General features: G+C 59.6%; 19 protein-coding genes. 5 read left to right on the forward strand and 14 right to left on the reverse strand.

Annotated elements, in window-relative coordinates; genetic code table 11:
• The first annotated feature begins 342 nt into the window (after positions 1–342).
• From ACVISU_RS05420 to ACVISU_RS05430, 3 genes are all read left to right on the forward strand, one after another.
• Complete coding sequence (locus tag ACVISU_RS05420; protein WP_456706244.1) at positions 343–2085, forward strand: hypothetical protein; 1743 nt, start codon at positions 343–345, stop codon at positions 2083–2085.
• A 306-nt stretch (positions 2086–2391) separates the two neighbouring features.
• Positions 2392–3654, forward strand: coding sequence for a nucleotide sugar dehydrogenase (locus tag ACVISU_RS05425; RefSeq protein ID WP_456706245.1), 1263 nt, complete (start codon positions 2392–2394; stop codon positions 3652–3654).
• Positions 3635–4894 carry a glycosyltransferase family 4 protein gene (locus tag ACVISU_RS05430; protein ID WP_456706246.1) on the forward strand — a complete coding sequence of 420 codons (1260 nt, stop codon included), beginning with the start codon at positions 3635–3637 and terminating at the stop codon, positions 4892–4894. Before ACVISU_RS05425 ends, ACVISU_RS05430 begins: the two co-directional genes overlap by 20 nt.
• Before the next feature lie 72 nt (positions 4895–4966).
• On the opposite strand, the gene ACVISU_RS05435 is transcribed toward ACVISU_RS05430, so the two are convergent.
• The 4 genes from ACVISU_RS05435 to ACVISU_RS05450 form a co-directional block, all read right to left on the reverse strand.
• Positions 4967–5833: a heparin lyase I family protein gene (locus ACVISU_RS05435; protein ID WP_456706247.1), complete on the reverse strand. Its 867-nt coding sequence runs from the start codon at positions 5831–5833 to the stop codon at positions 4967–4969.
• A 181-nt stretch (positions 5834–6014) separates the two neighbouring features.
• Complete coding sequence (locus ACVISU_RS05440) at positions 6015–6788, reverse strand: glycosyltransferase family 4 protein (RefSeq protein ID WP_456706248.1); 774 nt, start codon at positions 6786–6788, stop codon at positions 6015–6017.
• Positions 6748–7173, reverse strand: coding sequence for a hypothetical protein (locus ACVISU_RS05445; RefSeq protein WP_456706249.1), 426 nt, complete (start codon positions 7171–7173; stop codon positions 6748–6750). The genes ACVISU_RS05440 and ACVISU_RS05445 overlap by 41 nt, the downstream gene beginning before the upstream one ends.
• 116 nt (positions 7174–7289) lie before the next feature.
• Positions 7290–8177, reverse strand: a complete 888-nt coding sequence (locus tag ACVISU_RS05450) for a hypothetical protein (RefSeq protein ID WP_456706250.1) — start codon at positions 8175–8177, stop codon at positions 7290–7292.
• A 339-nt stretch (positions 8178–8516) separates the two neighbouring features.
• Between ACVISU_RS05450 and ACVISU_RS05455 the strand changes: the two genes are divergently transcribed.
• Entirely contained in the window at positions 8517–9815 is a 1299-nt protein-coding gene (locus ACVISU_RS05455) for a serine hydrolase domain-containing protein (protein ID WP_456706251.1), read from the forward strand.
• A 99-nt stretch (positions 9816–9914) separates the two neighbouring features.
• Here ACVISU_RS05455 and ACVISU_RS05460 read toward each other — a convergent pair whose 3' ends face one another.
• The 6 genes from ACVISU_RS05460 to ACVISU_RS05485 form a co-directional block, all read right to left on the reverse strand.
• Positions 9915–11369 (reverse strand): oligosaccharide flippase family protein, encoded by a 1455-nt coding sequence (locus ACVISU_RS05460; protein WP_456706252.1) that lies wholly within the window; start codon positions 11367–11369, stop codon positions 9915–9917.
• 235 nt (positions 11370–11604) lie between these two features.
• A complete protein-coding gene (locus ACVISU_RS05465; RefSeq protein WP_050400194.1) occupies positions 11605–12828 on the reverse strand; it encodes a glycosyltransferase family 4 protein in 1224 nt (407 codons plus the stop codon).
• 301 nt (positions 12829–13129) lie between these two features.
• Complete coding sequence (locus ACVISU_RS05470; protein ID WP_050400193.1) at positions 13130–13894, reverse strand: FkbM family methyltransferase; 765 nt, start codon at positions 13892–13894, stop codon at positions 13130–13132.
• A 507-nt stretch (positions 13895–14401) separates the two neighbouring features.
• Positions 14402–15742 carry a hypothetical protein gene (locus ACVISU_RS05475; protein ID WP_456706253.1) on the reverse strand — a complete coding sequence of 447 codons (1341 nt, stop codon included), beginning with the start codon at positions 15740–15742 and terminating at the stop codon, positions 14402–14404.
• 235 nt (positions 15743–15977) lie between these two features.
• Complete coding sequence (locus tag ACVISU_RS05480; RefSeq protein ID WP_456706254.1) at positions 15978–17081, reverse strand: GumC family protein; 1104 nt, start codon at positions 17079–17081, stop codon at positions 15978–15980.
• A gap of 107 nt (positions 17082–17188) precedes the next feature.
• Positions 17189–17446: a hypothetical protein gene (locus ACVISU_RS05485; RefSeq protein ID WP_456706255.1), complete on the reverse strand. Its 258-nt coding sequence runs from the start codon at positions 17444–17446 to the stop codon at positions 17189–17191.
• A gap of 372 nt (positions 17447–17818) precedes the next feature.
• Between ACVISU_RS05485 and ACVISU_RS05490 the strand changes: the two genes are divergently transcribed.
• The gene (locus tag ACVISU_RS05490) at positions 17819–19201 is read left to right on the forward strand and encodes a polysaccharide biosynthesis/export family protein (protein WP_456706256.1); all 1383 of its coding nucleotides are present in this window, start codon (positions 17819–17821) and stop codon (positions 19199–19201) included.
• Positions 19202–19234: 33 nt separating this feature from the next.
• On the opposite strand, the gene ACVISU_RS05495 is transcribed toward ACVISU_RS05490, so the two are convergent.
• From ACVISU_RS05495 to ACVISU_RS05510, 4 genes are all read right to left on the reverse strand, one after another.
• Positions 19235–21808: a hypothetical protein gene (locus tag ACVISU_RS05495; protein ID WP_456706257.1), complete on the reverse strand. Its 2574-nt coding sequence runs from the start codon at positions 21806–21808 to the stop codon at positions 19235–19237.
• A gap of 114 nt (positions 21809–21922) precedes the next feature.
• On the reverse strand, positions 21923–22522 hold the full coding sequence (locus tag ACVISU_RS05500; RefSeq protein ID WP_456706258.1) for a DsrE family protein: 600 nt from the start codon (positions 22520–22522) through the stop codon (positions 21923–21925).
• 36 nt (positions 22523–22558) lie between these two features.
• The gene (locus ACVISU_RS05505) at positions 22559–22906 is read right to left on the reverse strand and encodes a hypothetical protein (RefSeq protein WP_456706259.1); all 348 of its coding nucleotides are present in this window, start codon (positions 22904–22906) and stop codon (positions 22559–22561) included.
• Between the two features lie 269 nt (positions 22907–23175).
• A complete protein-coding gene (locus ACVISU_RS05510; RefSeq protein ID WP_456710761.1) occupies positions 23176–24165 on the reverse strand; it encodes a TAXI family TRAP transporter solute-binding subunit in 990 nt (329 codons plus the stop codon).
• Positions 24166–24535 lie beyond the last annotated feature (370 nt).

A 24535-nucleotide genomic window follows, 5' to 3' on the forward strand; every position in this document is an offset into this window, starting at 1 on the left:
ATCCGATGCCCCAGGGCCGGAAGCGGCACGTTGCGTTCCGCCGAATGATAGTGCTGCGGATTGCTGCCGCCGGATCTGCACGTCACCTCGTCACCCCGAGGAGGAGCCAATCCGATCACGATACGGCCGCCCTACCGCCTACCGCAGATTAGTTGGCCGGCAAGCCCTATGCGCATCTGTGCTTCAGTGGAAACCCGGTCGCCTATCGTATAGGACTCCTCAAAACACGGGGTACAAGCGCGAGGTCAGGAACGATCGGCACGATGTCCCAGCCTTGCCCAAGAGTAGCCTGAGTAGCCTTGTCGAGAGATGGCGCAAACCCAAGGATGAGACGTCGACGCTATGGACAACGGCTCTTCGATCGCGCTCCTGCTCCATGAGGACGCTCTATCGCCCAATGATTGCCACCTGTCGGAAATTCTCGATCTCTTTGAAATTCCGTGGACGACGCTGACAATCGCCGAAGCGAACGGGGACAATGTTGCCGCGCTGACAGCGGGTCATCTGCAATTCTCCATCCTGACTTCCGCACCCTGTCTCGCCGAAGTCCTGCAGCGCTGCAAGACAGAGGCGCTCCCGACCTGGTTGGCCGCCGCCGCTTCGATCTTCGTCTATGGATTTCAGGCAACGGATCCTTGCCAGGCCCTCCTGCGCCAAATCACGGGAGACCCCGCGGCGGAAGTCCGCGACTCCAATCCGTGGCCGATGAACGTATCGGTCACCGATGCTTTTCCGGAAATGTGCGGCCCAATGTCCGGCCTGCAGATCCGATTGGAGCGTGGCGCCGCCGATGCCGCGCTCGTCATCCGCAACAGCCAGTTACAAAGCATCGTCGGAGCGCCCGACGGACACCTGTTCGCCGGGCTCACCAATTGCGGTGTCCGCTTTTTTGTCGACTCTTCGCTGACGATGGTGGACATCCGCGAACGCACCGCAACCTACTTTGACGTGAAAAAGCGTTTTGCCGGCGCGGTGCCAATCGTGATGTATCTGAAGTGGGCGTTCCGCGACGTCTGCTTGGCGGCAACCGAAACCAGCGCTTGCCTGATCATTGACGATCCGCCTCTGTGGCCACGATACGGTCTCCTCGATTTCGACGAGCTGCTGCAGCTCGCCGACAAGCTGACATTCGCAACGACCGTTGCCTTCATCCCATGGAACTGGCGACGAACAAATCGCCGGACTGTGGCCGCCTTTCGGGAAAGCAAAGGGCGATTGTCCGTCTGCGTGCATGGCTGTGATCACACCCGTGGTGAATTTGCCGCCCGCTCGCTCGAGCTGCTCGACAAGAGGCTGAAGACCGCCAGACTTCGAATGCAGGCCCTTCGCAACACGACCGCGCTCGACCACGAAAACGTGATGGTCTTCCCACAAGGGGCTTTCTCGCCAGAGGCCGCCTCGGCACTCAAGCGGAATGGCTTCATCGCGGCAGTCAACACAGAGGTCGCACCAGCCAATGACGCGCCGAACGGAACGACGGTCGCAGACCTCTGGAGCGTCGCCATCGTCCGGTATGGCAGCTTCCCGATTTACACGCGACGCTACATTGATCACGGCATCGAAAACTTCGCATTTGACGGAATTCTGGGAAAACCGTGCTTCATTGCCGGGCATCACGACCTCCTCCGCGGCCACGGCAGCGAACTGGCGGCATTCCTTCGGCAGCTCGCGGCCTTGCGATGGACCCTTCGTTGGCGGCCTCTCGAGGAAGCCGTTTGCCGCAGCTACAGCATTCGCCCCAACGGTGAAGCAATCACAGTAAGGATGTTTGCTGAACGGCTTCTTTTCGAAAACAGCGAGGAAGTGACGCGACGGATCTTGGTCACGAAGCGGGAACCACAGCTCGCCTCCCTGAAGGGGATTACAGTCAACCAAGACATGGTCCCTTATGAGCACCTGGACGGATGCGCTCGACTGATGGTCGATGTCCCTCCCGGTGGCTCGGCCGATATACGCGTTTATCACAGGCAGCTGGACGTCTCCCCCGATTCAGACTCCATCCGATACCGGCTCGGGGTGGCGCTTCGGCGTTACCTATCCGAACTCCGCGACAATTACGGTTACCTACTTCGCCTCCGCGTGTAGCGGTCGCGGTACGATTTGAATCGCGAGTTTCGTGGCCGCCCCTCCGCGAACAGTTCGGCGATTCCCACGTTCGATCCACTTCCGCCCGCGATCAAAAATGAAAGGTCGGACAGCCCCCTTTCAGGCCGTCCTCTTCTTGCCAAAACCGGAATAGGTAGCCCGAAAAAGTTGCGGTTCTGCAGGCCTGAACGAATACAATTGCGACGTAGTTTGAAGTCCCTGGTGATTGCGATCCCCGGTCTAAAAGCCACCCCCCAAGCAGCCGTCAGCGTTGCCATCGCAACCTGTTGCGCATGATGGATCAGAATGAAAATAGCCGTGTTCGGACTCGGTTACGTCGGAATGACGACAGCCGCTTGCCTCGCCAGGCAAGGCCACGAAGTCATCGGCGTCGACATCAGCGATGAAAAGATTGCGATCGTCAATGCGGGCAAATCTCCAATCACGGAGCCCGGTCTCGATCAACTGGTCGAGTCCGCTGTCCGAAAGCGCCTGCTGAGCGCAACAAAGGACGCGAGCGGGCACCTCGACGCGTGCACGTTGGCCATAGTGTGTGTGGGAACACCGAGTGCGCCGGACGGGTCCCACAACATGAGCTTCGTCGCCGAAGTTTCACATCAGATTGCCGACCTAGTCAGCCCCACTCGCACGACGCCGCTGACCGTCGTGTTCCGTTCCACGATGCGGCCCGGCACAATCGAGGATCTGGTCCTGCCGATTTTCGAAGGCGCATTGAACGGCAGAATGGACCTCGTCGAGGTTGTCTACAATCCCGAGTTCCTGCGCGAATCGGTAGCGATCGAAGATTTCTTCAATCCTCCAAAGATCGTGGTTGGAACGAAGGACGGAGAACGGTGCACGGCGCTTGACGAACTGAACGCAAACATCGCAGCACCCGTCTTTTACACGACCTATCGTACTGCAGAGATGACCAAGTTCGTCGACAACTCGTTCCACGCTGTGAAGATTGCGTTTGCCAACGAAGTCGGCCGCGTCTGCGACAAGCTCGGCATCAGCGCAGCCACCGTTCACAAGATCTTCGTCTCCGACACCAAACTCAACGTCTCGCCGTATTATTTAAGGCCGGGCGGCGCATTCGGCGGCTCCTGCCTGCCCAAGGACGTTCGTGCGCTCCAATACATCGCAAGCGACGTCGGGGCGCACACCTGGCTCGTGGATTCTGTGCTCAGATCGAACGACGAGCACAAGAATTTCCTGTTCGAAAATTGCCTGAAGGCAGTCCCGCCTGGCGGACGAGTGCTTATGCTGGGGCTCGCCTTCAAGGAGAACAGCGACGATCTTCGCGAAAGTCCGAATATCGACCTGGCTCGCAAGTTCCTCCGCTTGCACATCGGCCTGTCGATCTACGATCCACACGTCGAGCCATCAAAGCTGCTGGGGCAGAACCTCGGCTATGCGTTCTCCAATCTGCCCGCGCTCCGCAAATTGCTGATCCCCAAGTCCGCGGCCGAAGCGGAGCTATTCGACCTTGTCATAGATACCCGAGGGTGGGCGAAGCAAATGGCGCTGAACGCAAGACGGGTCATTGATGTCAACACTCTCTCATGACGACACCGTAACCGGCAGCTCCGAACAAGCGGGCGTCGGCTCGGTTCGCGGCCGGGTCCTGATCATCGTCGAGAATCTTCCAGTCCCGTTCGATGTCCGAGTGTGGGCGGAGGCGACCACGTTGGTACGGCATGGCTACGAGGTGTCCGTGATCTGTCCCAAGGGACCGGGCGCAACGGCCTCGTTCGAGATGCTCGAGGGAATAGCAGTCTATCGCCATTGGATGCCTGCAGAAGGTCGTGGCGTGCTGGGCTACGCAATAGAGTACAGCGTGGCGTTGTTCTGGGAGTTCGTGCTGAGCTTGAAAGTTCTAGCAACGCGCGGATTTGACGTCATCCACGCGTGCAATCCGCCGGATCTCATTTTCATCGTCGGTGCATTTCATAAGTTTCTGTTCGGGAAGTCGTTTGTTTTCGATCAGCACGACGTCAATCCAGAACTCTACGAAGCGAAATTTGGGCGTCGTGGCTTTCTTTGGCGCGTTATGGTTGTGCTCGAACGCATCACATTCGCATTGTCGGACGTATCGATTGCTACCAACCAATCGTATCGTACTGTTGCGATAGAACGGGGCCGAATGAGCCCGGATCGGGTGTTCGTCGTTCGCTCCGCTCCGAATGTCGCCCGCGTTCGCTCACTTCCGCCGGACCCTGCCTGGAAGAAGGGGCGACAGTATCTTGTCGGATATGTCGGTGTTATCGCGCGACAGGAGGGGCTCGACCTGCTGCTGGATTCGATCAGGCACATCCGCAGGACGCGGAACCGCGACGATATCCAGTTCGTGATCGTCGGCGGCGGACGGGAATTGGAGGAGCTCAAGAAGCTTGCGACGGCGCTCGAACTGGATGACGTGGTCACATTCACCGGCCGTGTCGATGACGACACGCTGTTCACCATCCTGTCAACGGCCGACGTCTGTGTGAATCCGGACCGCCCCAGTGCGATGAACGACAAGTCGACGATGCACAAGATCATGGAGTACATGACGTTGGGTAAGCCCATCGTCCAATTCGACCTCACAGAGGGCCGCTTTTCGGCAGGAGACGCATCGCTGTATGTGCAGAATGCGGACACCGCCGAATTCGGCGACAAAATATTGGAGCTCTTGGAAGATCCGGCGAGGCGCGAAGCCATGGGTGCATTCGGTCGGGAACGGATTGGTGGCGAGCTCGCCTGGCATCATGCATCGACGAAGCTTTTGGCGGCTTATGAAAAAGTATTCAAGCTAAGGGATAGATGACGACAGGGACCAGCTGCTTTTACATTTCGGTGGACGCCCCGTTCCCGCGATCAGGACGTTGCGCACCGTGGGTCACGGTTGCTCTGACGATACCGGCGTTAACGACCCGGTCGTTATCATCACATTTCGGTAGTTGACGGCAGTGGTCTCGGGTGCCGACGACCGATAGATTCCGAATTCCCAATTGGTGCCGACGCCATAGCCTAGCGGCCCGCTGTAGTTCACGACCGGTGTCCCGTCGATCCAGACTTTCAGGTGGCCAGTCGGGTCATTCGAGAATTGGGCCTGCACTTTCACGTCGTGATACTTGCCGGTCACGATCGGGTAGGGGTCGGTCCAGAGGGTCCTGGTGACGACGAAGCCTGCGCCGTTGCCCGGGTTCTTGCCCGGCGGGCAGTAGCGCGCAAGCACCTGCAGGTGATCGCCCCGCATGTTCAGCGCGACCGGAGGCGAGGTTCCCACGCCCGAGGCGTCGTCGTCATTGTGCCACTGTCCGACGATGAACCAGCCGGCCGCGCTGTTTACGAACGCCCCGTTGCTACCATTCGCCTCCACCATGAACTGGTAGCTGAGCGTGGTGAGCGTGGCGGCCGGATAGGTTACCGTGGAATTGATCTCGGAACGATCCACGGCCGAGCTGTCGTACCAGGCATGGTCGCCCTTCCGGACCTCGAAGCGCAGGGTCTGGGGGTCGGGATTGGTCAAACTGTAGCCCTGGTCTGCAACGTGAACGCCGTAGCTCACGTCGCCGATCCGAAAGCGGGTTCGCGGTTTACCGGAGAATGAAGTGATCGACGAAGCAATTGCTCTGCTGGTCGCCGTATTGCTGTCGGTGCCCGCAACATTGTCGGTCTCGACCGATGGGCCCTCGGCCAATAGCCTTCTCTGACCACCGGCATTGGCAATGCTCGATGTCGATTCATTGGAGACTTCCGCCACGCTCCCAGCGAGCGCAAAGATAAGAGGTAAGACTATTCTCATTGCCATCCCGTTCGGTCCCGCAACCGCCACAAAACGGCGGTCATGCGCAATCGTAACCCATTCAAATCTCGATACAATTTATCGGGGGACTCAATCGAGGGAAAATAAGGACTACCGCCAGGCGTCGCGTCACGGCGGCTCAGCGCATAACAGCCGCACCCGGTTGCCTCGACCTGGCCACAAGGGGCGTCAAAGCCGACATCAACTCGTCAGTCTTCACCGTCGGGGAATGATTTGCCTTGACATAGATCTGGCATCGCCGGCTGAGCGTGTCGTATTCACCCGCGTCCATGTTCCAAATCTCACTCACAGATCTTGAAAGCGTCAACTCGTCTTCAGCTGAAGCGCCGAGAGCATGGCGCTCGACAATCGCGTCCGGATCGACATGCCGGCGCGTCACGATGGGTGCGCCGACGGCGAGCGCCTCGAGAAATGCGTTTGAGAAGCCTTCAAAATCCGATGTACAGAGAAGCATTGCCGCTTCTGATAGAAACTGTTGGACGTCGGCGCGCCGCACATAGCCAACCAACTCCACGTTTGGCAGCTGACGCAAGCCATTCAAGGCGTCCAACGTCGCTTGATCGGTATTGGGCGAGGTCATCCCCGCCACGCGAAACTTGACGGCCGGCAATGCCTTGGCGATCCGAAACAGCAACGGCAGATTCTTCGGATAGCGGAAGACACCGAGCCAGGCAACGTATCCGCGTTTGGTGCGCGGCAAAGGAGCGGCCGCGTCCTCCGCCACTGCAAACGGATTATGAAGGACGTGCACCGGCTTGTCCGGAAAGAGCGCGGCCAGCTTCCCGCGTTGGTACTCATTCTGACAGAGAAATCCGGCTGTATGATGCCGGGCCCACGAGTACGATATCCATTCATGAGCTGGGAAGGAGCGCCTTGCATCTTTCATCGACATCTATGTCGCTTACAACGCGATAGACGAACGGAACCTTTAGTTGGTCGGCGACGAACGCCATGATGGCGGTATGTATCCCACATACTCCCTGGACCAGGATATCCGGGTGATAGCTGCGGGCGGCCGCCAGTACTTTCGGGATATACGAATAGAAATACTTCGCGACCCGAATCCCGCGATCGGGATCATAAGTTTCGATAAGCTTGATTTGCTGTCCCGAACCAACATGCTCCAACGCCCCCTTCCAGGTGAGGACGGCGGTCTCGTGACCGGCGTTTTGAAGCGCGCGTAGCCATACTGCGAGCTCGATCGCCCACCCGCCGATCGGATAGTTTTCGTCTTTCATCAGATAAGGAATGGAAAAATCCATCGAGAGAATACGCACCCCGACACCTCGTGCCTAATGGGACCGCAACATAAAACGACGCTCGGCGACAGGTAGGTCGCCTTGCGCAGCGAAGGGGCGGGCATTTCCGTCATCGAGCACGAGATCGTCCTGCGTCAGGCTGACAACACGATATCCCCAATCTCGCTACCCTCCCTTAGCTCGGCCACCACCTCAAACTTGTTCGCGCAGCTCAGCCGGAAGAGCGTGCCGTGGTTAGTGCCGTTCGCAAGCGTTCGGTTCACGATGAGGAACGAACCGGCACCGACTAGGCGATCCCGTAGATTGCCGACCGCGCGGCGCAACTGCGTTTCGTTGAAATAGCCATGATTGAGCAGATTTGACACGCGGATCGCGTCGAACCGGCCGCGCAGTCGAGCAGGGTTCGGCGCCAGAATATCATCCTCGGCAAAACTAAGCCGAGCGTCGTCGCGCGCACGCGGGTTCACCAGAAGGACATCCCTTCCCCCTTCCCGCATGTTCGTCAGCGGCAGCAGCACGCCGGCAAGTGTGTTGAGCGCGGCGACCACGAATCCAGTGCCCTTGAGAAAATCCCGGGGACCATTCAGGTACCAACGCACCGGACGATTGGCAACGATGTGCTGAAGCACCTTGCCGTCACGATCGAGAAGAACCTCATATCCCGGCAACAGACGCACGAGGCTCCCGCGCATGCACAGATCGGTCGCCAGAATCTTCGCATCGATGTCAGCGCGCGTTAGCGCATCGGCCCATTCGAGTGAGGAAATTCCTGATGATACGCCGACGTCCATGATCTGGCTCGGCTTGCTGCCCAGCTTCTTCCACGCACAGATAACCAGCATATTGAGATCATCGAGGCGATGATGATCAGTGGTCTTGTAGGTACCGTTCCGCAAGCGGATTGAGGCAAAGAACGCCGCCTCCTGTGTTTGCGTAAACGCATCAGCTTCCGTCAAGAAATTCCTTGCATTCAAAGCCACGCCGTCCCCAAAATCTCCGGAGAAGCGCATCAGGACCGCCATGTACCGCACCCTCGGCTCGTCTCTCTCAGCATCGCTCGAAATCTATCGACTGAAGGCACACTGCTCTCGGTGCGCCTCCTTTCTCTCACAAGCATAAGCTTTTGGATCGATATGCAGCTCGACCCTTTCGGATTACCCATTCTCGATCACAGCAAGGGCCGGGCCAGCCGGATCCGAATGTGCGCAGACCAAGGCGAGCTCTGCAGCCCTCTGGAAGCGGTTTGTATCGCTTGCGGATTGCAGCCGCGTGCGGCGGCGGATGGCGCCGGCAGCGGCGATGGTTTCAACGGTTGACGACTTCCCTACCGGAACTGCCGTCTTCTTGCTAGAAATGCTCACATGGTCCAATCCACTGGCCACCCGCGGCACTCCACGTCAAAGCTTCTCGACGTCGCCCGTATCGCGTTGCTCATCATCATGGGCAGCATCGCGACCCTCTCGGCTGCGCGTGCACAGGACGGCGCGCCACCGGGCAGCAGCGACGGCTTCGAACAGCGCATGCAGCGTATCGTGAGTGGACTGCGGGCTGACACCGCGGGCGCTGCACCGATGAAACTCGCTGATCGGATGAACGACCTGCACGTTCCTGGCGTCAGCATAGCGGTGGTCCATGGCGGCGTAGTCGATGCTCGCGGGTTCGGGGTTGCCACCATTGGTGGTCCGCCTGTAACGCCTGATACTCTGTTCCAGGCAGCGTCGATCAGCAAACCGGTGACCGCTGTAGCGGCGCTCGCGTTGGTTCAAGCCGCGAAGCTCGATCTCGACAGCGACGTCAATCTATTCCTCAAGACCTGGAAGCTCCCTGCTAACTCGTTCACCGATCAGTCGAAGGTTACACTTCGAAGGCTGCTGAATCATTCGGCTGGCATAACCGTTCCTTATTTTCCGGGATATCCTGCCGGCACACCGATTCCGTCGCTCGTCGACGTTCTCAACGGCGCGTCGCTGTTGTGTCGCGACCTAACCCGGTTCCGGCCGCCATCGCACGATAGGTTTGCACTATGTGGTTCTGCAAATACCGCGCCTGTCGTTGTCGATCATGAACCTGGCACACGGTTCAAGTACTCCAGCGGCGGCTATGCCATTGTGCAGCAACTGCTCGTCGACGTGACCGGCAAACCGTTTCCAGATTTGCTAGAGGACGTCGTCCTCAGGCCGTACGGGATGACCCACAGCAGTTTCCTGCAGCCGCTGCCCAAAAATGAAACTCCAATGGCCGCAACACCCTACCGAGCGACCGGCGAGCCGGTGCCGGGCGGTCCGCATGTCTATCCCGAACTGGCTGCCGCAGGATTGTGGACGACACCGACTGACGTTGCGCATTTTGCTCTCGGTTTGGTCCGCGCCTGGACCGGTCGAGATGCTCCCGTGCTGTCCCAGGCTACGGCTCTCCAAATGCTCACACCCGGCCTTGGCAACTACGGCCTTGGCCCGATTGTTCTGGGGGTCGCGCCGCATCGACGAATTCTGCATGCAGGCGTCAACGATGGGTTCGTCAGCTTGATGACGATGTTCGAAAATGGAGATGGCGCTGTCATCATGACGAACGGAGATCAAGGCGGAGAGTTGGCCAACGAACTGATCCGCAGTATCGCAACCGAATACGATTGGCCGGATGGCCAGCCGAAGGCCCACTGACGAGTCGACGTTCCGCCTTCGCCCGTCACCGGGCTTCGCTCGCCGTCGCGCGCTCCCGCCAATACTCAGGCAACTCCACACGAAGCGGATCGCCGTCCGTCACGCACCGAGAACTCCCCATTCTCTCCGGACCTCGGCCAGTGTTCGATAGTATCCGGTCACAAACAACATCGCGACATAACCCACCAGAACGGCAACCGGACCAACCAGCGCAGCAACAGGCACCGGCGCGTGCAGCAGGTCAAATGAAAACCGCACCAGTATTGCCGCCGACACCGACGCGACCAGAATTAGTCCGAGATTCTTCCAATCTTGCAACCTTGCGATCGGAATGCTCATGACCTTTGCAAGTCTTCTCAGAAACAGAACGTACACAACGAAGGTCGTGAGTACCGACCCGATCGCCGCACCTGGCAAACCGTAGTACCAGACGCCGGCCAGGCTCGTTAGCACTGCAAACGGCAGGATCGCAGCTTCGTACCGCATGTTGGCCGATCCCTGCCCAAACACATTGAGCAGAGTGGTAATCTCGGTCGAGATCAACGTTTGTATCAAGTAGATGCGCAGCACGGGAGCACCACTCACGTACTCCTTCGTAAACAGCAACTGAATGACCTCGTCCGCAAAGACGAACAGTGCCGCGATCGCAGGGAACATAACCGCACTGATGATAACGTTGCCCTGATTGTTCAGCCGCAACAGTTCTTCGTGGCGTCCAAGCGAGTGGAAATGACTCATCCGCGGCAAGAGCAAATTCCCCAGCCCGCCTCTCAAGACTTCGAACGGCATAAGGAGCATGGTTGCAATCGAAAAAATGCCAAACATACCCGACGAGAACATCGTCGCGACAATCCACAGTTCCGCCTGCTTCCGTATGCTCCAAAGCAGACCGGCCACACCGAACGGAAGGGCGTAGCGAAGCTGCGCGCGGAACTGCTCCTTGTCGATTGGAAAAAGTCGAATGCCGCAATTGCGCGCAATGAAGACAGCAAGAAGCACCAAGCGCACGCCAGCGGCTATCAGAGCAGCGATGAGTACCTCTTCAAATCGATGGAAAACGAGTGCTGCGGAAATTATCAGCACGGCTCTCAGCACGGATGAAGCCAAGATGGCCTGCGCTTGCCAGCGGATCTGCCCGACGGCGTTGGGGACCACATCCAGCAACAAGCCCAAGTTCCAGACAAACAGGAAAATCGCCAGTAACAGACCATGGTCGTGCAGCAGATCTTTCATGCCCGTTGGAAGGGCATGACGAAAGACAACGATGAGAAGTAGCGCAAACGTCGTCGTGGCGAGCAGGAACAGCACCGTCTGGCCGACGTAGATTCGGCGTCCCTCCGCATCCAGCCGGACAAAGAAGAAAAGCAGGCTTCGGGGCATATTGAAGGAAAACAACAGGGCTACCGTCGTCACAAGCAGCCAGAACAGCCTGTATTCACCGAACGCCGTGGGACCGATCGTTCGCACCAGAACGATCGGCGTCAACAGCATGATGACCTGCTCGGTGTATTGTGCAGCCGAGAGCAAGATTCCTTGACGCAGTATGGATGCCATGAATCAACGACCTCGCGACGGCGTCGACGACCAGAAGCGCGGATCGCGATCGGCAAACCTTCCAGGAAGACCGTCAGAACTCACTGAGTGACTTCCAGAAGCACGGGACAGCGCGACATTCGCACGAATCGCCCAACAGTTTGATGGCAATCGGATCACTCTCGCCTCACCCTTCTCGAACTACTCCTCGTTAATCTCGAACCGAGGGCAGCCATGACCGAACCTCTCGCGGCACTCATACCGAGGCCAACAGCGCATCCATGTCACGAGCGACCTTTTTCCACGTGTAGTGCTCCAGCATGACTTTTCGAGCACTCTGGATCATGGAATGCCGAAGGCCTTCGTCTTCGATCAGCAGCCCGATCGCTGCCGCGATCTTCTCGGGCTCGTCGGCTCGCATGTAATCGACGCCTTCTCGCGCCATGCCGAGCGCTTCAATGCCCACTCCCGTTGAAACCACGGCCAACCCCATGGCAAATGCTTCAAGTACCTTGTTCTTCAATCCACTGCCAATTCGCATCGGATTTACCATGATCGGGTACTCAGCGAGCACCGAGCAGATATCTTCGACGAAACCAGTGAGGCGAATGCCATCGTCCCGCTTCGCTTCCTCCAGAATCCAGCTCTCGGCATCCTTGCCCACCACGCACCACTCAATTCCGGCCGGAGCCAGGTACGGTCGATAGACGTACTGGTAGAAAAACCGGACCGCATCACTGTTTGGTTTGAAGGCAAGGTTGCCCCAAAATGCCACTCCCCTCCGCTTGGCGACACGCGCATTTGCGTCGAATGTGTCCGCCAGGTCCGGCGAGACCCCGTTCGGTACCGTGCTAACGTTCGCAGTCCTGCCAGACAGCCTGCAAACAGTATCAGAATCTGCATCATTGACGGTCGTGACGTGGTTGAACCAGACCGGCAAACACGCCTCCGCCCTTGCACGGCGCGCGAGCATCAGGCGCGCGTCGAGACGCGTTTTCAGCTGCGCGGGCCACGGCGGAAAGAACTGCATTTGTCTGGTCAGCGTCAGCACTTCACTGTCAATGAGATCAAAGAGTATTGTCTTATCGCCCGAAAACGGCCGGACGAACTCTGCAAGCACGAGGCAGAAGACGATCATGTGATCGATGCTGTTCTCTTCGCAGAAGGCGGCTATCGCTTTGATGACCGTTGAAAAGTGATCCGGATAAGAGAGCGAGAAGTAGTCGGACTCATTTCGACGGAAGTGCCTCCTCAGTGAGGGCCTGCGAGCCGGAAACTTCGGCGTTTCCGCAATCTTCTTGAAGACATCGGACAAGCCAACCAAGCTGGCACTGGACGCGTCTGTTGAACCGAGGTTCACCGTCAGAAGGTACAGTTCATGCAGCTTCGCCAATTCCCGGCACAAGTGCCACACACGCAGGTCATGGCCGTTGGTCAGGCTTGCGAGCGGCTTATGCGTTACGACCAGGATGCGCGTCACGACAATTCATCGACTTTCGACTGGGATAGGCGGAACCGGGCACAGCATGATGCGACCAGGGCCTTGACCCATCTGGTGGAGTCGAGCTTTCCGGTTCGGATTTGAGCCCATTTGGCTTTCCGGTGCAACGGGAGGCGGCGCCCGAGTGGAGCGACCGGTCTCACTGCCTTGCTCTTTGTGAGTAGTACTTCGACGTCGACTGGTCGCGTAAGCCGGGAGCGGCCGCGATCGGTGACCGACGCACCGCTCGCTCACAAACGCTATGGCGTGTGCGACGGGGATCAAGGCACTGGGGCAAGCTCTACTGGGGCAGCGGACATTCATCGGGGATGATGAAGAAGTTTCCTGTGAAGTTCTTGCGGCCGGATCCGGCGGGTTGGAGCGCGCCATGCTCGTAGCCGTACATGCGATAGCGCTCGCTTTCGAACATCGCACGAATCTCGTCGCGGTTCTCGGGCTTCCATATCTCGCAGAAGATGAGTGGCCGGCAGCGCCTTATCAGCTCCATGCCTCCTTTCAGCACCTCGGCCTCGAACTCCTCGACGTCGATCTTGATCGCGTGCACATCCGTGCGTGTCTTGAGCTCCGGGACATCGTCGAGAGGCTCTATCTTGATCTGAAAGCGGATGCCCTCCTTGTATTCGGAATGCCCGTCATCGACTTGGCACAGTGCGTGTCGTTTGATGCCGCCTATCACGGGCATGATCATCGGAAGCGCTGCAGCCTGACGGCCCAGGCCGCATTCGTGAACCGTCACGTTTGCGAGCGTGTGCTGCGCGACCACGCGCGTCAGACTCCGGAAGTTCTCGGGCCCCGGTTCGAACGCATGGACCCGGGAGCCCGGCTTCGTGGCCGCCAGAAAATAGGCCGTCACCCCGATATTGGCGCCGATGTCGAGAATCACGCCGTCGTTCGGCACCATATTGAGAAAGTACAGGAAGTCGGCCTCGTAACGGAACGCCTTAATCGTCGCGATGCGCGCTTGAGCGACGAAGAAGAGGTAGTTGTCAAACCCGAGCGCGCCGATGAGCAGACGCTGCGTGAGACGCTTGAGCGGCCCTATCACCGGAGCGTCCCCTGCTCGCCCAACCTGTTCGAGCGCCGGTGCGCTCCATCGAAGCCCTGTTGCCCCCGGTCGCACGACACCTCACTCGAGCCGTAGATGGCCGCGCCATGCCTCATAATTTCGCATGACGGTGCCGTGTTCGTACCGTCCACGCCGGCGCGACCGCAAGAGAACGGGATCTCGATTGTTTCAGTCAGGCTGTTGCCAACCGCCCTCTCCCGCTCGGACATGGTCACGCTGAAATCCATCACTGTTGGAACGATACGAGGTTGAGTATCACCATTAGGCGGGCTCGATCACTTCGTTGCAAGTCGATCACCGGCTCGGAGACGGAGAACTTGAGCTACCTCCACTGGCTTGTCATCGCGGTTGCGGTGCCTGCGTCAAGCACAGCCTCGACGAACGGTCTCCGGATCCCTCGGACCTGTTTCGTACTGCACCAGCGTCAGGCAGCCGGGGCTTACCCAAAGCGACAATTCATCGGCAACGACCGTCGTCGTCAGCCGCTTATGCCGAGGTTTGGCGCGCGCGCGAAGACAGGCGCGCCAGGTTGACCATCATCGCGATGAGAGGAAACAGGTACATGTTCTCGAACGACGGAAACACCTCCCGCTCGGTAAACATGCTGATTCCATAGCCGACGATGCAAGCAAACAAGGCCCAGTAGAGGTCGTTATGCAACCGTCGGCCGACGCGCCAGGCGGTTGATATCCCGATGCACATGAAAACGAGAAGAATGCCGGTCGCTATCGCTCCACAGTCGAGAAAGAAGTCGATAATGGCGTTGTGTGCATGAGTGGCTTGGATGAGCGCTCCCGTGTACCAAGCTTCACTGGTTATGATTCCGGACCGACCAGCGCCGAACAGAAACAGGCCGAGATCGCTCGTCCATTCGTTGAGCAGCGGTATCCAAATGAAATCGACGCGGCCAGTAAGCAATTCATCAGCCGACACGTCCGACGTCCCGTCGAAACCAATGGAAAGGATGGCATCCATGGTTGGCGCGATCCAGAGAACGGATGCGATGACCACCATCGCGGCGCCGACAGCCAGGACGGCGAACTTGCGTTTGTAGAGCAGAATCAGAACATAGGAGCCCGCAACGGTTAGGAGCGCGCTGCGCGATGAGAGTAGAAGGAGCCCCAGAAGCGACAAGGCGACGGGCACTATCCAGAATGCGCTGCGCGTAAGCGCCTTGTACAGCAACAAAGGCGCCGTGCAGATGTATATAGTGCCCATCGTATTGTAGTGGATGCCGAAGTAGGCTTCGCACAATCCATTAACGGATGCACGCCCTGAAAGTGCGGCGGAGGGATTCATGGCGGCGACGAAGATGAAGCTCGCAGATAGGAGTAGAATCGAAACGCAGATGACATTGACGACGGTCTCAATCTCCGGGAATGAGCGACATCGCTTCAGAATGAACAGAAACGGCAACATGTAGAACGCCGGAACCATGCCGTATGACATGACGTAATCCAGATAGGACTCTGGAAATACATCCGGGAGGCGCTCATGGAGCAGAGGGGCGTTCGGGATCGATCTAGCGAAAGCAATGGCGAAGGTTACGAAGTAAAGCAGAAGAACGCGGATTGACGTTCGTTCAATCTTGTCGGTCGCTGACAGGATCGACACTCGGAATAGCAAATAGACCAAGACTCCCGCCGACAACAGGTTGAAGGGCTTGCAGCCTTGTATGCCGAACAGGTTCGTATTGACAAACGGCACTCGCTGAAAGGGCAATATGAAAACAATCGCCAGAAAGAGCCATTTTGCACCTTCGCCGAGCGAGTACGCTGAGGCGTGACGATAGGGAGTTCCGCCGCTATGTCTTAGCGCAACGCTCATGACGGGCCGGCTCCTTGCGCTCCAGCTTGACCGAACTCGGGCGCATGGCTTCGCGGTACGCAGCGGCGTCCGACCCGTTGAAACTCACCTCGGGTGCGGTCGGCACCACAAACTCTGCACCGTGCTCGCCGGGTCAAGGCACCATCGTGCCAGATACCGATCACCCGATGGCGCCTGCCCGTCCGCCGTTCAACACAACGTATCTCTAGCATGTCCGAAAATGGCTGCTCCGCCCTCACCCCGCACCCGTAAGGCGTACCGGCCTGGTCTTCGTCGATGTTTCGGATTGATGATCCGGTCGAACCGTGTCCGGCGCGGGCCACTCGGCTCCATCATCGTGCCCGCGCAAGAGGTCCCACGCAGCGAACTGGATGTGACCTTCCATCAGATCCTGCAGCACAGCGAAGGCGAGGCCGAGAAGCAGTCCACCGAGGAGCGCTATTCCAAGCACGGTCTTGGGCTTTGGCGAAGCGGCCCTCAGGGGAGGCAATGCCTGGGTAATGAGACTCGCAGCGAACACCGGCGAGGACTGCTGTCGCGTAGCCTCCAGCCTGCGCAGCATGTGACGAAAATTATCATAAGCGCTTTTGGTCGATTCCGCAGCGGCCGCCAGCCTATCCATATTGGCAGCGGACTCCGGCGCATCTTTTCTGCTTTTACTGAAGTCCTCGAGCGCCTTTTGCGCAGCTGACGCTTGGGTGCTCAAGCCATTCAGTCGATCCCGGACCCACGTCTCATCTTGCAACGAGCCGCCCTGGTCCATTTGATGAGTAATGTACTTTTCTGCGACGGCGTTCAGAATCTGCGCTGCCCGATCAGGATCTTTGCAGCTGAAGGTGAGTTCGACAAGGTAAGTCGGGCCGACGCGCTTGGCGGTAAGCCTTTGCCCGAAGGATTCCACGGCGTAACGCATGGCGCTACCCTGGCCTTCCGGTCTGGTCCAGCCGAGCAGATGCGATACGGACAGCACGCTACTACCCTGGCTTCCTGCAAATTCCGGATCCGTCGCCAGGCCAAGCTTCTCGATCACGGCACTCGCGATGCTCTCGGACCTTATGATTCCGATCTGGCTCTCGACAATCGTCGCGACTGCCGCAACGTCGCCGGGGGTCGCTTTCGAGTCGACGATAAGTTGCGCCTTGGCTGTAAAGGTGGGCACCGCCATGATGAGGTAGAGCACGGCAACGCCAAGCGCTGCGCAGCACACCAGAAATATGGTCAACAGGCGTCGCCGTATGAAGGCCACAACCGCCAGCAGGGAAATGACCGGCGTAGAATGAAACTCCGGCGGCGGCGGGTTGTCCCGGTTCGCCCAATTGTCCGTTGTATTCTGCAACATAATCGTACCAGCGCTGATGATTGGAGTTCCGTTGCGGCGACCAGTTCAATAAGCGCAAGGGGGCTCACGGAAGGACGCAAGCTTAGCGGGAGGTGCGACCGGCTGAATCACATCAATAGACATTCATGCACCTTTTCAGACAAGGTAGCTGGCCGAAGCCGGCGCATGGCCACGGCATCGACCTCTGATAGACGAAGACCGCGAAATGCGCCGAAGTCACGCTGGCGACGAGTTCGGCAGCGGTCATAGCCAGTGGCGCCATTGCCCGGCCTGACGGCACTTGCTGAATTCACCCAGCTGCCGTGGACCGGATGCACCGGAAAATTGGCGGAGGCCGGCGAATTGGTGAAGAACGCATCGTTCATGGCACTCTACGGCCCAATCGCACATTTCCTGCTGAATCAGTACATTCCGGGTCATGGCTTGGGAAAGGCAATAAATGGGTAATTACGATGGTCCATTGAGCCGCGGCACTGCCGGACTAAATTCGGCTGCCGATCCGCTTGTTCGCACATCCCAATGGATCTGATGCAACTTCGAATTGACGATCAACAGGGCCGATCAATCGAAAATGCGGGCGGGAAGCCCTGCCTTGCCGCAAATGAGGGAACGAACCCCAGGTTTGCCGATCGTCCGCCTCGATGGCCGCCTGAACGTCAGCGATGTTGACGTGTTGGTATGCCGACAGATTCCGAGGGTTTCATCCTGGTGACCACGTCGCAAAGAAAGTTGCCGTCATGCCGAACTCCACACCGCGCAAGCGTTTCAGGCCCACCATCCTGGGCAACGACCTCGGCGGTTGCATCAAATGGGGCTTGGTCGCCCTCGGCTTGACGATTTCAGTGGCCCAAGCGAAAGCCGAATATCTCGTCAATACCGGGGATGTGCTGGAGGTCGCGGCGGCGGGCGTGCCGGAGCTGCGATCTCGTGCAGCCGTGCAGACGGACGGGAACATATCGTTGCCGCTCGTCGGAGTGCTTCAGGTAGCCGGCCTGAGCCTACCGCAGATCCGAACCAAGGTCGGCGCCGCACTGGCGAACAAGGTGTTTCGACAGAGAAGTCCGGACGGGCGTGAAAGCGTCATCGTGATCGATGCGGATGAAATCACTGCGACCGTGGCGGAGTACAGGCCGATATACATCAATGGCGATGTCTCGAAGCCGGGTCAGTACCCTTACCTTCCGTCAATCACCGCACGTCAACTGATAGCGCTGGCGAGCGGTTACGACATCATGCATGTGAGAATGAACAATCCGTATCTCGATCTGGCGGACCTGAGAGCCGAATATGGATCGCTTTGGACGGAGTTCGCCAAAGAGCAGGCGCGGCTGTGGCGTATCAAGACGGAACTCGGAGATGCGACCCAGATCGCTCCAAACGCTGCGAGGGAGGCACCGATAGCTCGATCGGCGATTTCAGACATCTTCAACGCGGAAACGGAGTATCTGAAGGCGAAGCAAAGCGACTATCAGCAGGAGAAGGAGTTCATCCAGCGCGGCGTTCGGCAGGGAGACGATGAAGTGCGCGTGCTGTCCGAGCAGCAAAAGAGGGAGGAAGAGGGATTTCAGTCGGACCAGGAAGAGCTGCAGAAAGCGCAAGATATGTTCGCCAGAGGCACCCTGACCAGCCCGCGCGTCACGGATGCGCGTCGGGCGGTTCTGCTGTCGTCGACCAGGAAGTTGCAAACCTCTGCGCAACTGCTGCAGGTCAAGAAGCAGCAGGATGAACTCGTCAGAAGGCTGACCAAGCTCGATGATCAGCGGCGACTTGACCTCCTGCGTGAGTTGCAGGACACGAGCTTGCGGCTTAACCAGGTTCGCGAGAGGCTGCAGGCCGTGGGTGAGAAGATTCAGTACACCGCGATGGTTCGATCGCAGCTTGTGCGAGGAGCGGGCAGCAAGCCCGACATTACCATCATCAGGAAAGGCGCGAACGGGCCGGAACAGATTGTCGCGAGCGAAGACACCGAGTTGCAACCAGGCGACACGGTCGAGGTCTCCTTGCGATACCAGGATCTTCCAGACGTACCTTCGCGAAAGCTGAGCGGCTTGGGCCCGTCACCGGCGACGGGCCGAACTGCGGTGACGGAAGCTGAGCCGCCTTCAGTCGGTATCAGATGACGAGGTCGGTCCGATCGGTCGTGTCTGCAGACATTAGCGATGCAGCGCGTCCAGCCGAGCTTTCGCATCCTTGATTCCAGCCGCATCGGCCCTGGCATACAGGGCTCTTGCTTTGCTCGCATCGCCGCGAGTGCCGTAAGTTCCCCATTTCGCCAAAACCAACGGATCGTAGGTTTCTGCCAGTGCGAAGCTCGCCTGGGCGCTGCCCATCTCGACGGCGCGCTCGAGCACAAGCCGCGCCGCGCCTACATCGCCCTGCCGGAGCAGGGCGCTTGCACGTAGGACCAACCCTGCCGCTTCGGTAACCTGCTCGGAAGCAGGCTGAGCAACAGCGGGAGCCGGATTGGCAACCGCTGCGATCGAGCTGGACTTGTCCGGGCCAGGCGAACCGGTCGTCAGGACATCCGGCGCAGCGCCGATCTCCTTGCGCCCCTGCGCCTCATACGCTTGGATCGCGCTCCTCGACAGGAAGAAGTTCTGCGCCTTCACGCCTGCGCTCTCGGCGCGCAATTGCCTCAGCTCGGCAGCGCCGGCTTCTGCTGCCTTCGTCTGCAGCAATGCATCCTCGCTTGCCTTCGCGGCCTTCGCCGCCTGGGCCTCATTATCGCGACGCGCTGCCGCCAGGTCCTGTTCCAGCCGCATCGACCGCTCGCGTTCCTTTTGCAGATCCGCCGCGCCGCTCTTCGCCGCAGATGTCAACCGGGACAGATCCTCGACCGCTTTGGCTACCAATGCAGTCTTGGACTCGACATCGCGCCGCGCCGTCGTCAGGTCCTGCTCCAGCCGTGCCGACCGCTCGCGCTCCTTTTGCAGATCCGCCGCGGCGGTCTTGCCCGCTGTTTGCAGTCGGGATGATTCCTCACCTGCCTGCGCCACCAGCGCGGTCTTGCTCTCGAGATCACGTCGCGCCGCCAACAGATCCTGCTCCAGCCGTGCGGATCGCTCACGCTCCTTTTGCAGGTTGGCTGCAGCGCTCTTGACCGCCGCTTGCAGCAGGTTCTGCACCTCTGCAGCGCCGTTCTCCTTCTCCCGTTTCAATCGGGCTGCTTCATCGCTTGCTTTCGCTGCCAGGGCGGCTTGCGCTTCGACATCACGGCGAGCCGCCGCGAGGTCCTGCTCCAACCGGGCCAATTGTCCGTCGGGTGAGGCCTTGTGAGCTGAAGCCGCGGCACCCTCCGCCGCGCGCCTGAGCTCCGCTACTTCTTCTCCAGCCTTAAGGGCCTGCGCCTCGTATGCGTATATCGAGCTGCGCGCCTGGGACAGCTCCAGGGCCAGCGCGTCGGCCTTCGCGCGCGACTGCTTCAGATCGACGGCCACGGCTTCCACCGACAGCTTCTGACGCGAGAGCTCCTCGCCCGCCTTTGCCGCCAGCGCCGTCTGGGCCGCCAGATCGCGCCGCGCCGCCGCGAGATCCTGCTCCAGCAGCGCGGACCGCTCCACCTCCTTCTGCAGGTCCGGCGCTCCGCGATCTCCCGCGGCTTTCAGGCGGGATGCTTCCTCGCTCGCTTTCGTTGCAAGCGCGGTCTGAGTCTCCAGATCACGCCGCGTCGCCGCGAGATCCTGATCCAGCCGCGCAGACCGGTCGCGTTCCTGCTGCAAGTCCGCCGCGTCCCTCTCCTGCGACTGCCTGAGGCGGGACGCCTCTTCGCTTGCCTTGGTCGCGATCGTGGTCTGCGTCTCGAGCTCGCCTCGCGCGACCGCGAGGTCCTGCTCGAGACGTGCGAACCGCTCCGGGTAGCGATACGGACCGGCATCGCTCGCAGTCGCTTGTCCGAGTTCGGCTGGTTCTCCTTCAACCGCACGGACTTGAGCTTCGTAGGCCTGGACTGCACTCCGCGCCAGGGAAAGGCCGGGCGCCGGCACTCCGCCCCCTGCTGGCGCCTGGCTTGTCTCGGCCGTGCCGATCTTGCCCGACCGCTTCAGCTCTAGAACCTCCTCGCCTGCTCGCGCCGCCAGCGCGGTCTGGACCTCGAGATCGCGTCGCGCAGCCGCCAGATCCTGCTCCAGCCTTGCTGCCCGCTCGTGCGCCTGCTGCAACCCGTCCTGTACCCCCTCGCCACCCTGCACGGCCTGCTTCACCCGGGCGGCGTCTTCGATGGCCTTATTGGCCAAGGCAGTCTGGACCTCGACGTCGCGTCGAGCCGCGGCAAGATCCTGCTCCAACATTTCCGCCCGCTCGCGCTGGAGCTCGATGCGCTGCAACAAGCCGATGTCGAGCCTTGCGGCCGAGAGTTCGCAGGACAGGCTCTCACCCGAATTGGGCACCTGGTCCGAGGCAGGCCCGCTCTGGTCGCGCGCTCCCTGCACCGTCAGCACCGGCCGCTCGGTACTGCCTTCGTCTCCCGTCCCGACTTTGGAGTTGCCGCCCTCCGCCGCGGCGGCCGAATTGGTATTGCGAAGGGCCGTCGTTTGCTGCGCATCCGCCGCGAGACGAACCGCATCGGGCGACGCCCGTGTCACTTCGGGTACCCACGCAGTCGCGAGCATGGCGACGGTCGTCGTCCACAGGAGCACGGGCTGTGCAACACTGGGCAGACCTCGCGGCGGCGCGCCTGAGATGTCGCAGGCGGGGCCTACTTCAGCATCAGCGAGAACCGTGCGATCCATCCGCAATCACCTTTCGTATGGCAACACGATCTACCGAGGCGAGGCGTCAAGTCCCCCACCCTCGGCGCAAGGCCACAATTCCGCATTGTGGCCCTTTCCGGACAAGGTTGTGCGTCACGGCTTTACATAGGACCAACCCTTTTCCTGCAGCTCCATCACGCGCACGACGCCGGACTTCACCACCTCCGCCTGACGAATGATCGGGATGTCCTTCTTCTCGGCACTGTGCATTTTTTCCTGAGTATTGCCGCAGGCCTTGAACGAAATTTCCGGCGTGCTTAGCGCCATCTCCTCAATTCGGGACTTCACGGGCGACGTGTCCTCGCGAAGCATGTGCAGGCCGGGTCCGAACGTGACCACCTCGATCTTCACCTTCTCGCCGAGTTCCTTGTAGTATTGCGCGACGTTGGTCGCATTGTTGAGTGCGAGATTCATGGCAGCAGGGTCGTTCGTATTCACTTGCAGGATCAGGTTGTGCGCCTTGGCGTCGGATGGAATCCGGGCGTTGGCGTTGAGAATGGATCGCTCTTTCTTGCGAGCGGCCTCCTTGCGCGCGACACGGGTTTTTGCCGTGACATGTTCTGCAGCGGTGCTCGCTGTCATTGGCGTCCAATAACGTCCGCCGCCCTGCTCAGCCGCAGCGTAGGGAGCGCCAAGCAGGATCGTTGCGGCTCCGATGGTCGCTATCGTCACAATATGTTGAAACACTCGCATGATGCCTCTCCTATTGAGCACACGTCATTAAATCCTCTATCCGTTCGGCTTGGCGGCCGGTTGCGGCCACCTGCAGGCGGCGGAGATCCTCGCGCGCACCGTATCCAGACCAACCAACGGAAACACCGCGTCCAGCGCGGAACCAGCACGGGACGCAAGGTGAATAGCCAGAGTTCCGCGGTCCGGAAGCGACTGCAGCAAGCGCATCACGTCGCCGCCGAATGCTACGCCGGTCCCGGACGCCGGCACGGTTGCATCGATCTGCTGCGGTTGACCGTCGTTGATACGATAGGCAATCGTATATCCGTCGGTGCGACCGGACACGTGCGATCCACCGACGATCAATTCGCTCCGTCCGCCACGGCAGCGGATCGAGAGCGTCATTCCGCTTTCGCCGATACCATCGCGAGACGCCGTCGTGGCAGTAGCAACGGGTGAATAGTCGAGAGGCGATGTCGTCACGCTAATGACCCAGTTGTTAGGCTGGGACGGCGTTGACGTTCGCGGCAGCTTGTCGGAGCACTCGATCCCTTCCGGGCGCTCCATGGAGGAGCAATCACGAAGCTGAGCAATGCGACGAGGTCCGTCCGCTTGTGCCGAGGCAATACCGCTTGCCAGCAAGACTCCAGCCACGATGCGGATCGCCGCGCGTCTCATTGCGATGGATTTGTGGCGGCGCGCGGCTCGCGATCGAGCCATGCCTGCGCCGCAGGGAAACGCGTCAGGCCAGGAACGGTCGCCGCGAGATTAATGGTCTTCCACTTCTGGTCGAAGCCGGGCTGCTGCAGCTTGTCAACTCGCGAGAACAGGGACTCCACGAAGCGCGCAAGGCGCTCGTAGCGGTTCGACTTGACCGGGAAGTTAAAGGCCACCAGTGCGGTCGGCACCGCGATTGTCGCGATGTGATCGCCCGGCTTGATAAGATTGGGATACTCCGCGGCGTCTAGCGAGGCGGGAAGATAGAAGTCCTCAAACTTCTTGTCATAGGGGACGGGCAGGAATTTGAATCCGGGCTCCCAGCGGCCGCGCACGAACGCGTCCACGGGCTTGGAGGTGATGAAGACGACCGCGGCCATCTCACCTTTGCGCATCTGCTCGAGCGCGACTTGATGAGGAATGAAGGTTTTTTCTACGTCGAGACCAAGCCGGCTGAAGATCAGCGGTCCCGAATAGGCCGCGGCAGTCCCCAGGTTATTGAAGTTGACCTTCTTTCCAACGAGATCGTTCAGGCTCTGAACCTCGGGGCGAACGAAGATATGGAGTTCGGACGGAAACAGGTTCAGCACGTAAGCCAGCCGTTGCTGGATGTCCGGCACCTGGCTCTTGTATTCATCGAGCACGTCGGAATTGATGATGGCGGCATCGATGCCGCGCAAATAGAGCAACGAGTTCACGTTCTCAGTCGGACCACGTGTCACGACCGGCAAGACGTGCAGCTTGTCGCCATCGTCCACAACGCGCGCCATTTCGGCTGCAAGGCGAATGGGTGCGCCCTCGAGCAGGCCACCGGCGAGGCCGATAGTCCAGGCATTCATCGTCACTTGCGGCTTCTCTGGCTGAGGCTCTCGCCGCAACTGACGAGATGCAGCAGGTTGCGCCTGCACACCCGCGCCGAATAGCGGAACGCTCGTGAGCACCAGCATCGCGAGCACGAGCAACGGACGCAATCCATCTCTTCCGGTCGGAGGCACTGCTGCACTCATTCTGCCCATCTGGCTCTGCCCTCGCCAATCCGAAATTTCCTCGTAGTTTCGTGCAGTTCGCCCTCGCGCGCCATTTCCCCTTGGAGGAGCCCGCCTAACCCTTCCGGATTATGCGCTGTGCCACCCGGACCTGACGCAGCAACCGAAGCGCTTTGCCTTCGGTGAGGTGATTTTCTTGGGCGATGCACGCGTGAAAATTGCATCCCGAACGAGAAAGATCGCCCGTTCCACCGGGCTGCTGTCGACGCAGATCTCATGATGTCTCGAGTTGATCGTGAGTCGGGGTGTCTCTGCGACGGACTTGCGCACA

The organism is Bradyrhizobium sp. USDA 4452, from assembly GCF_054063575.1.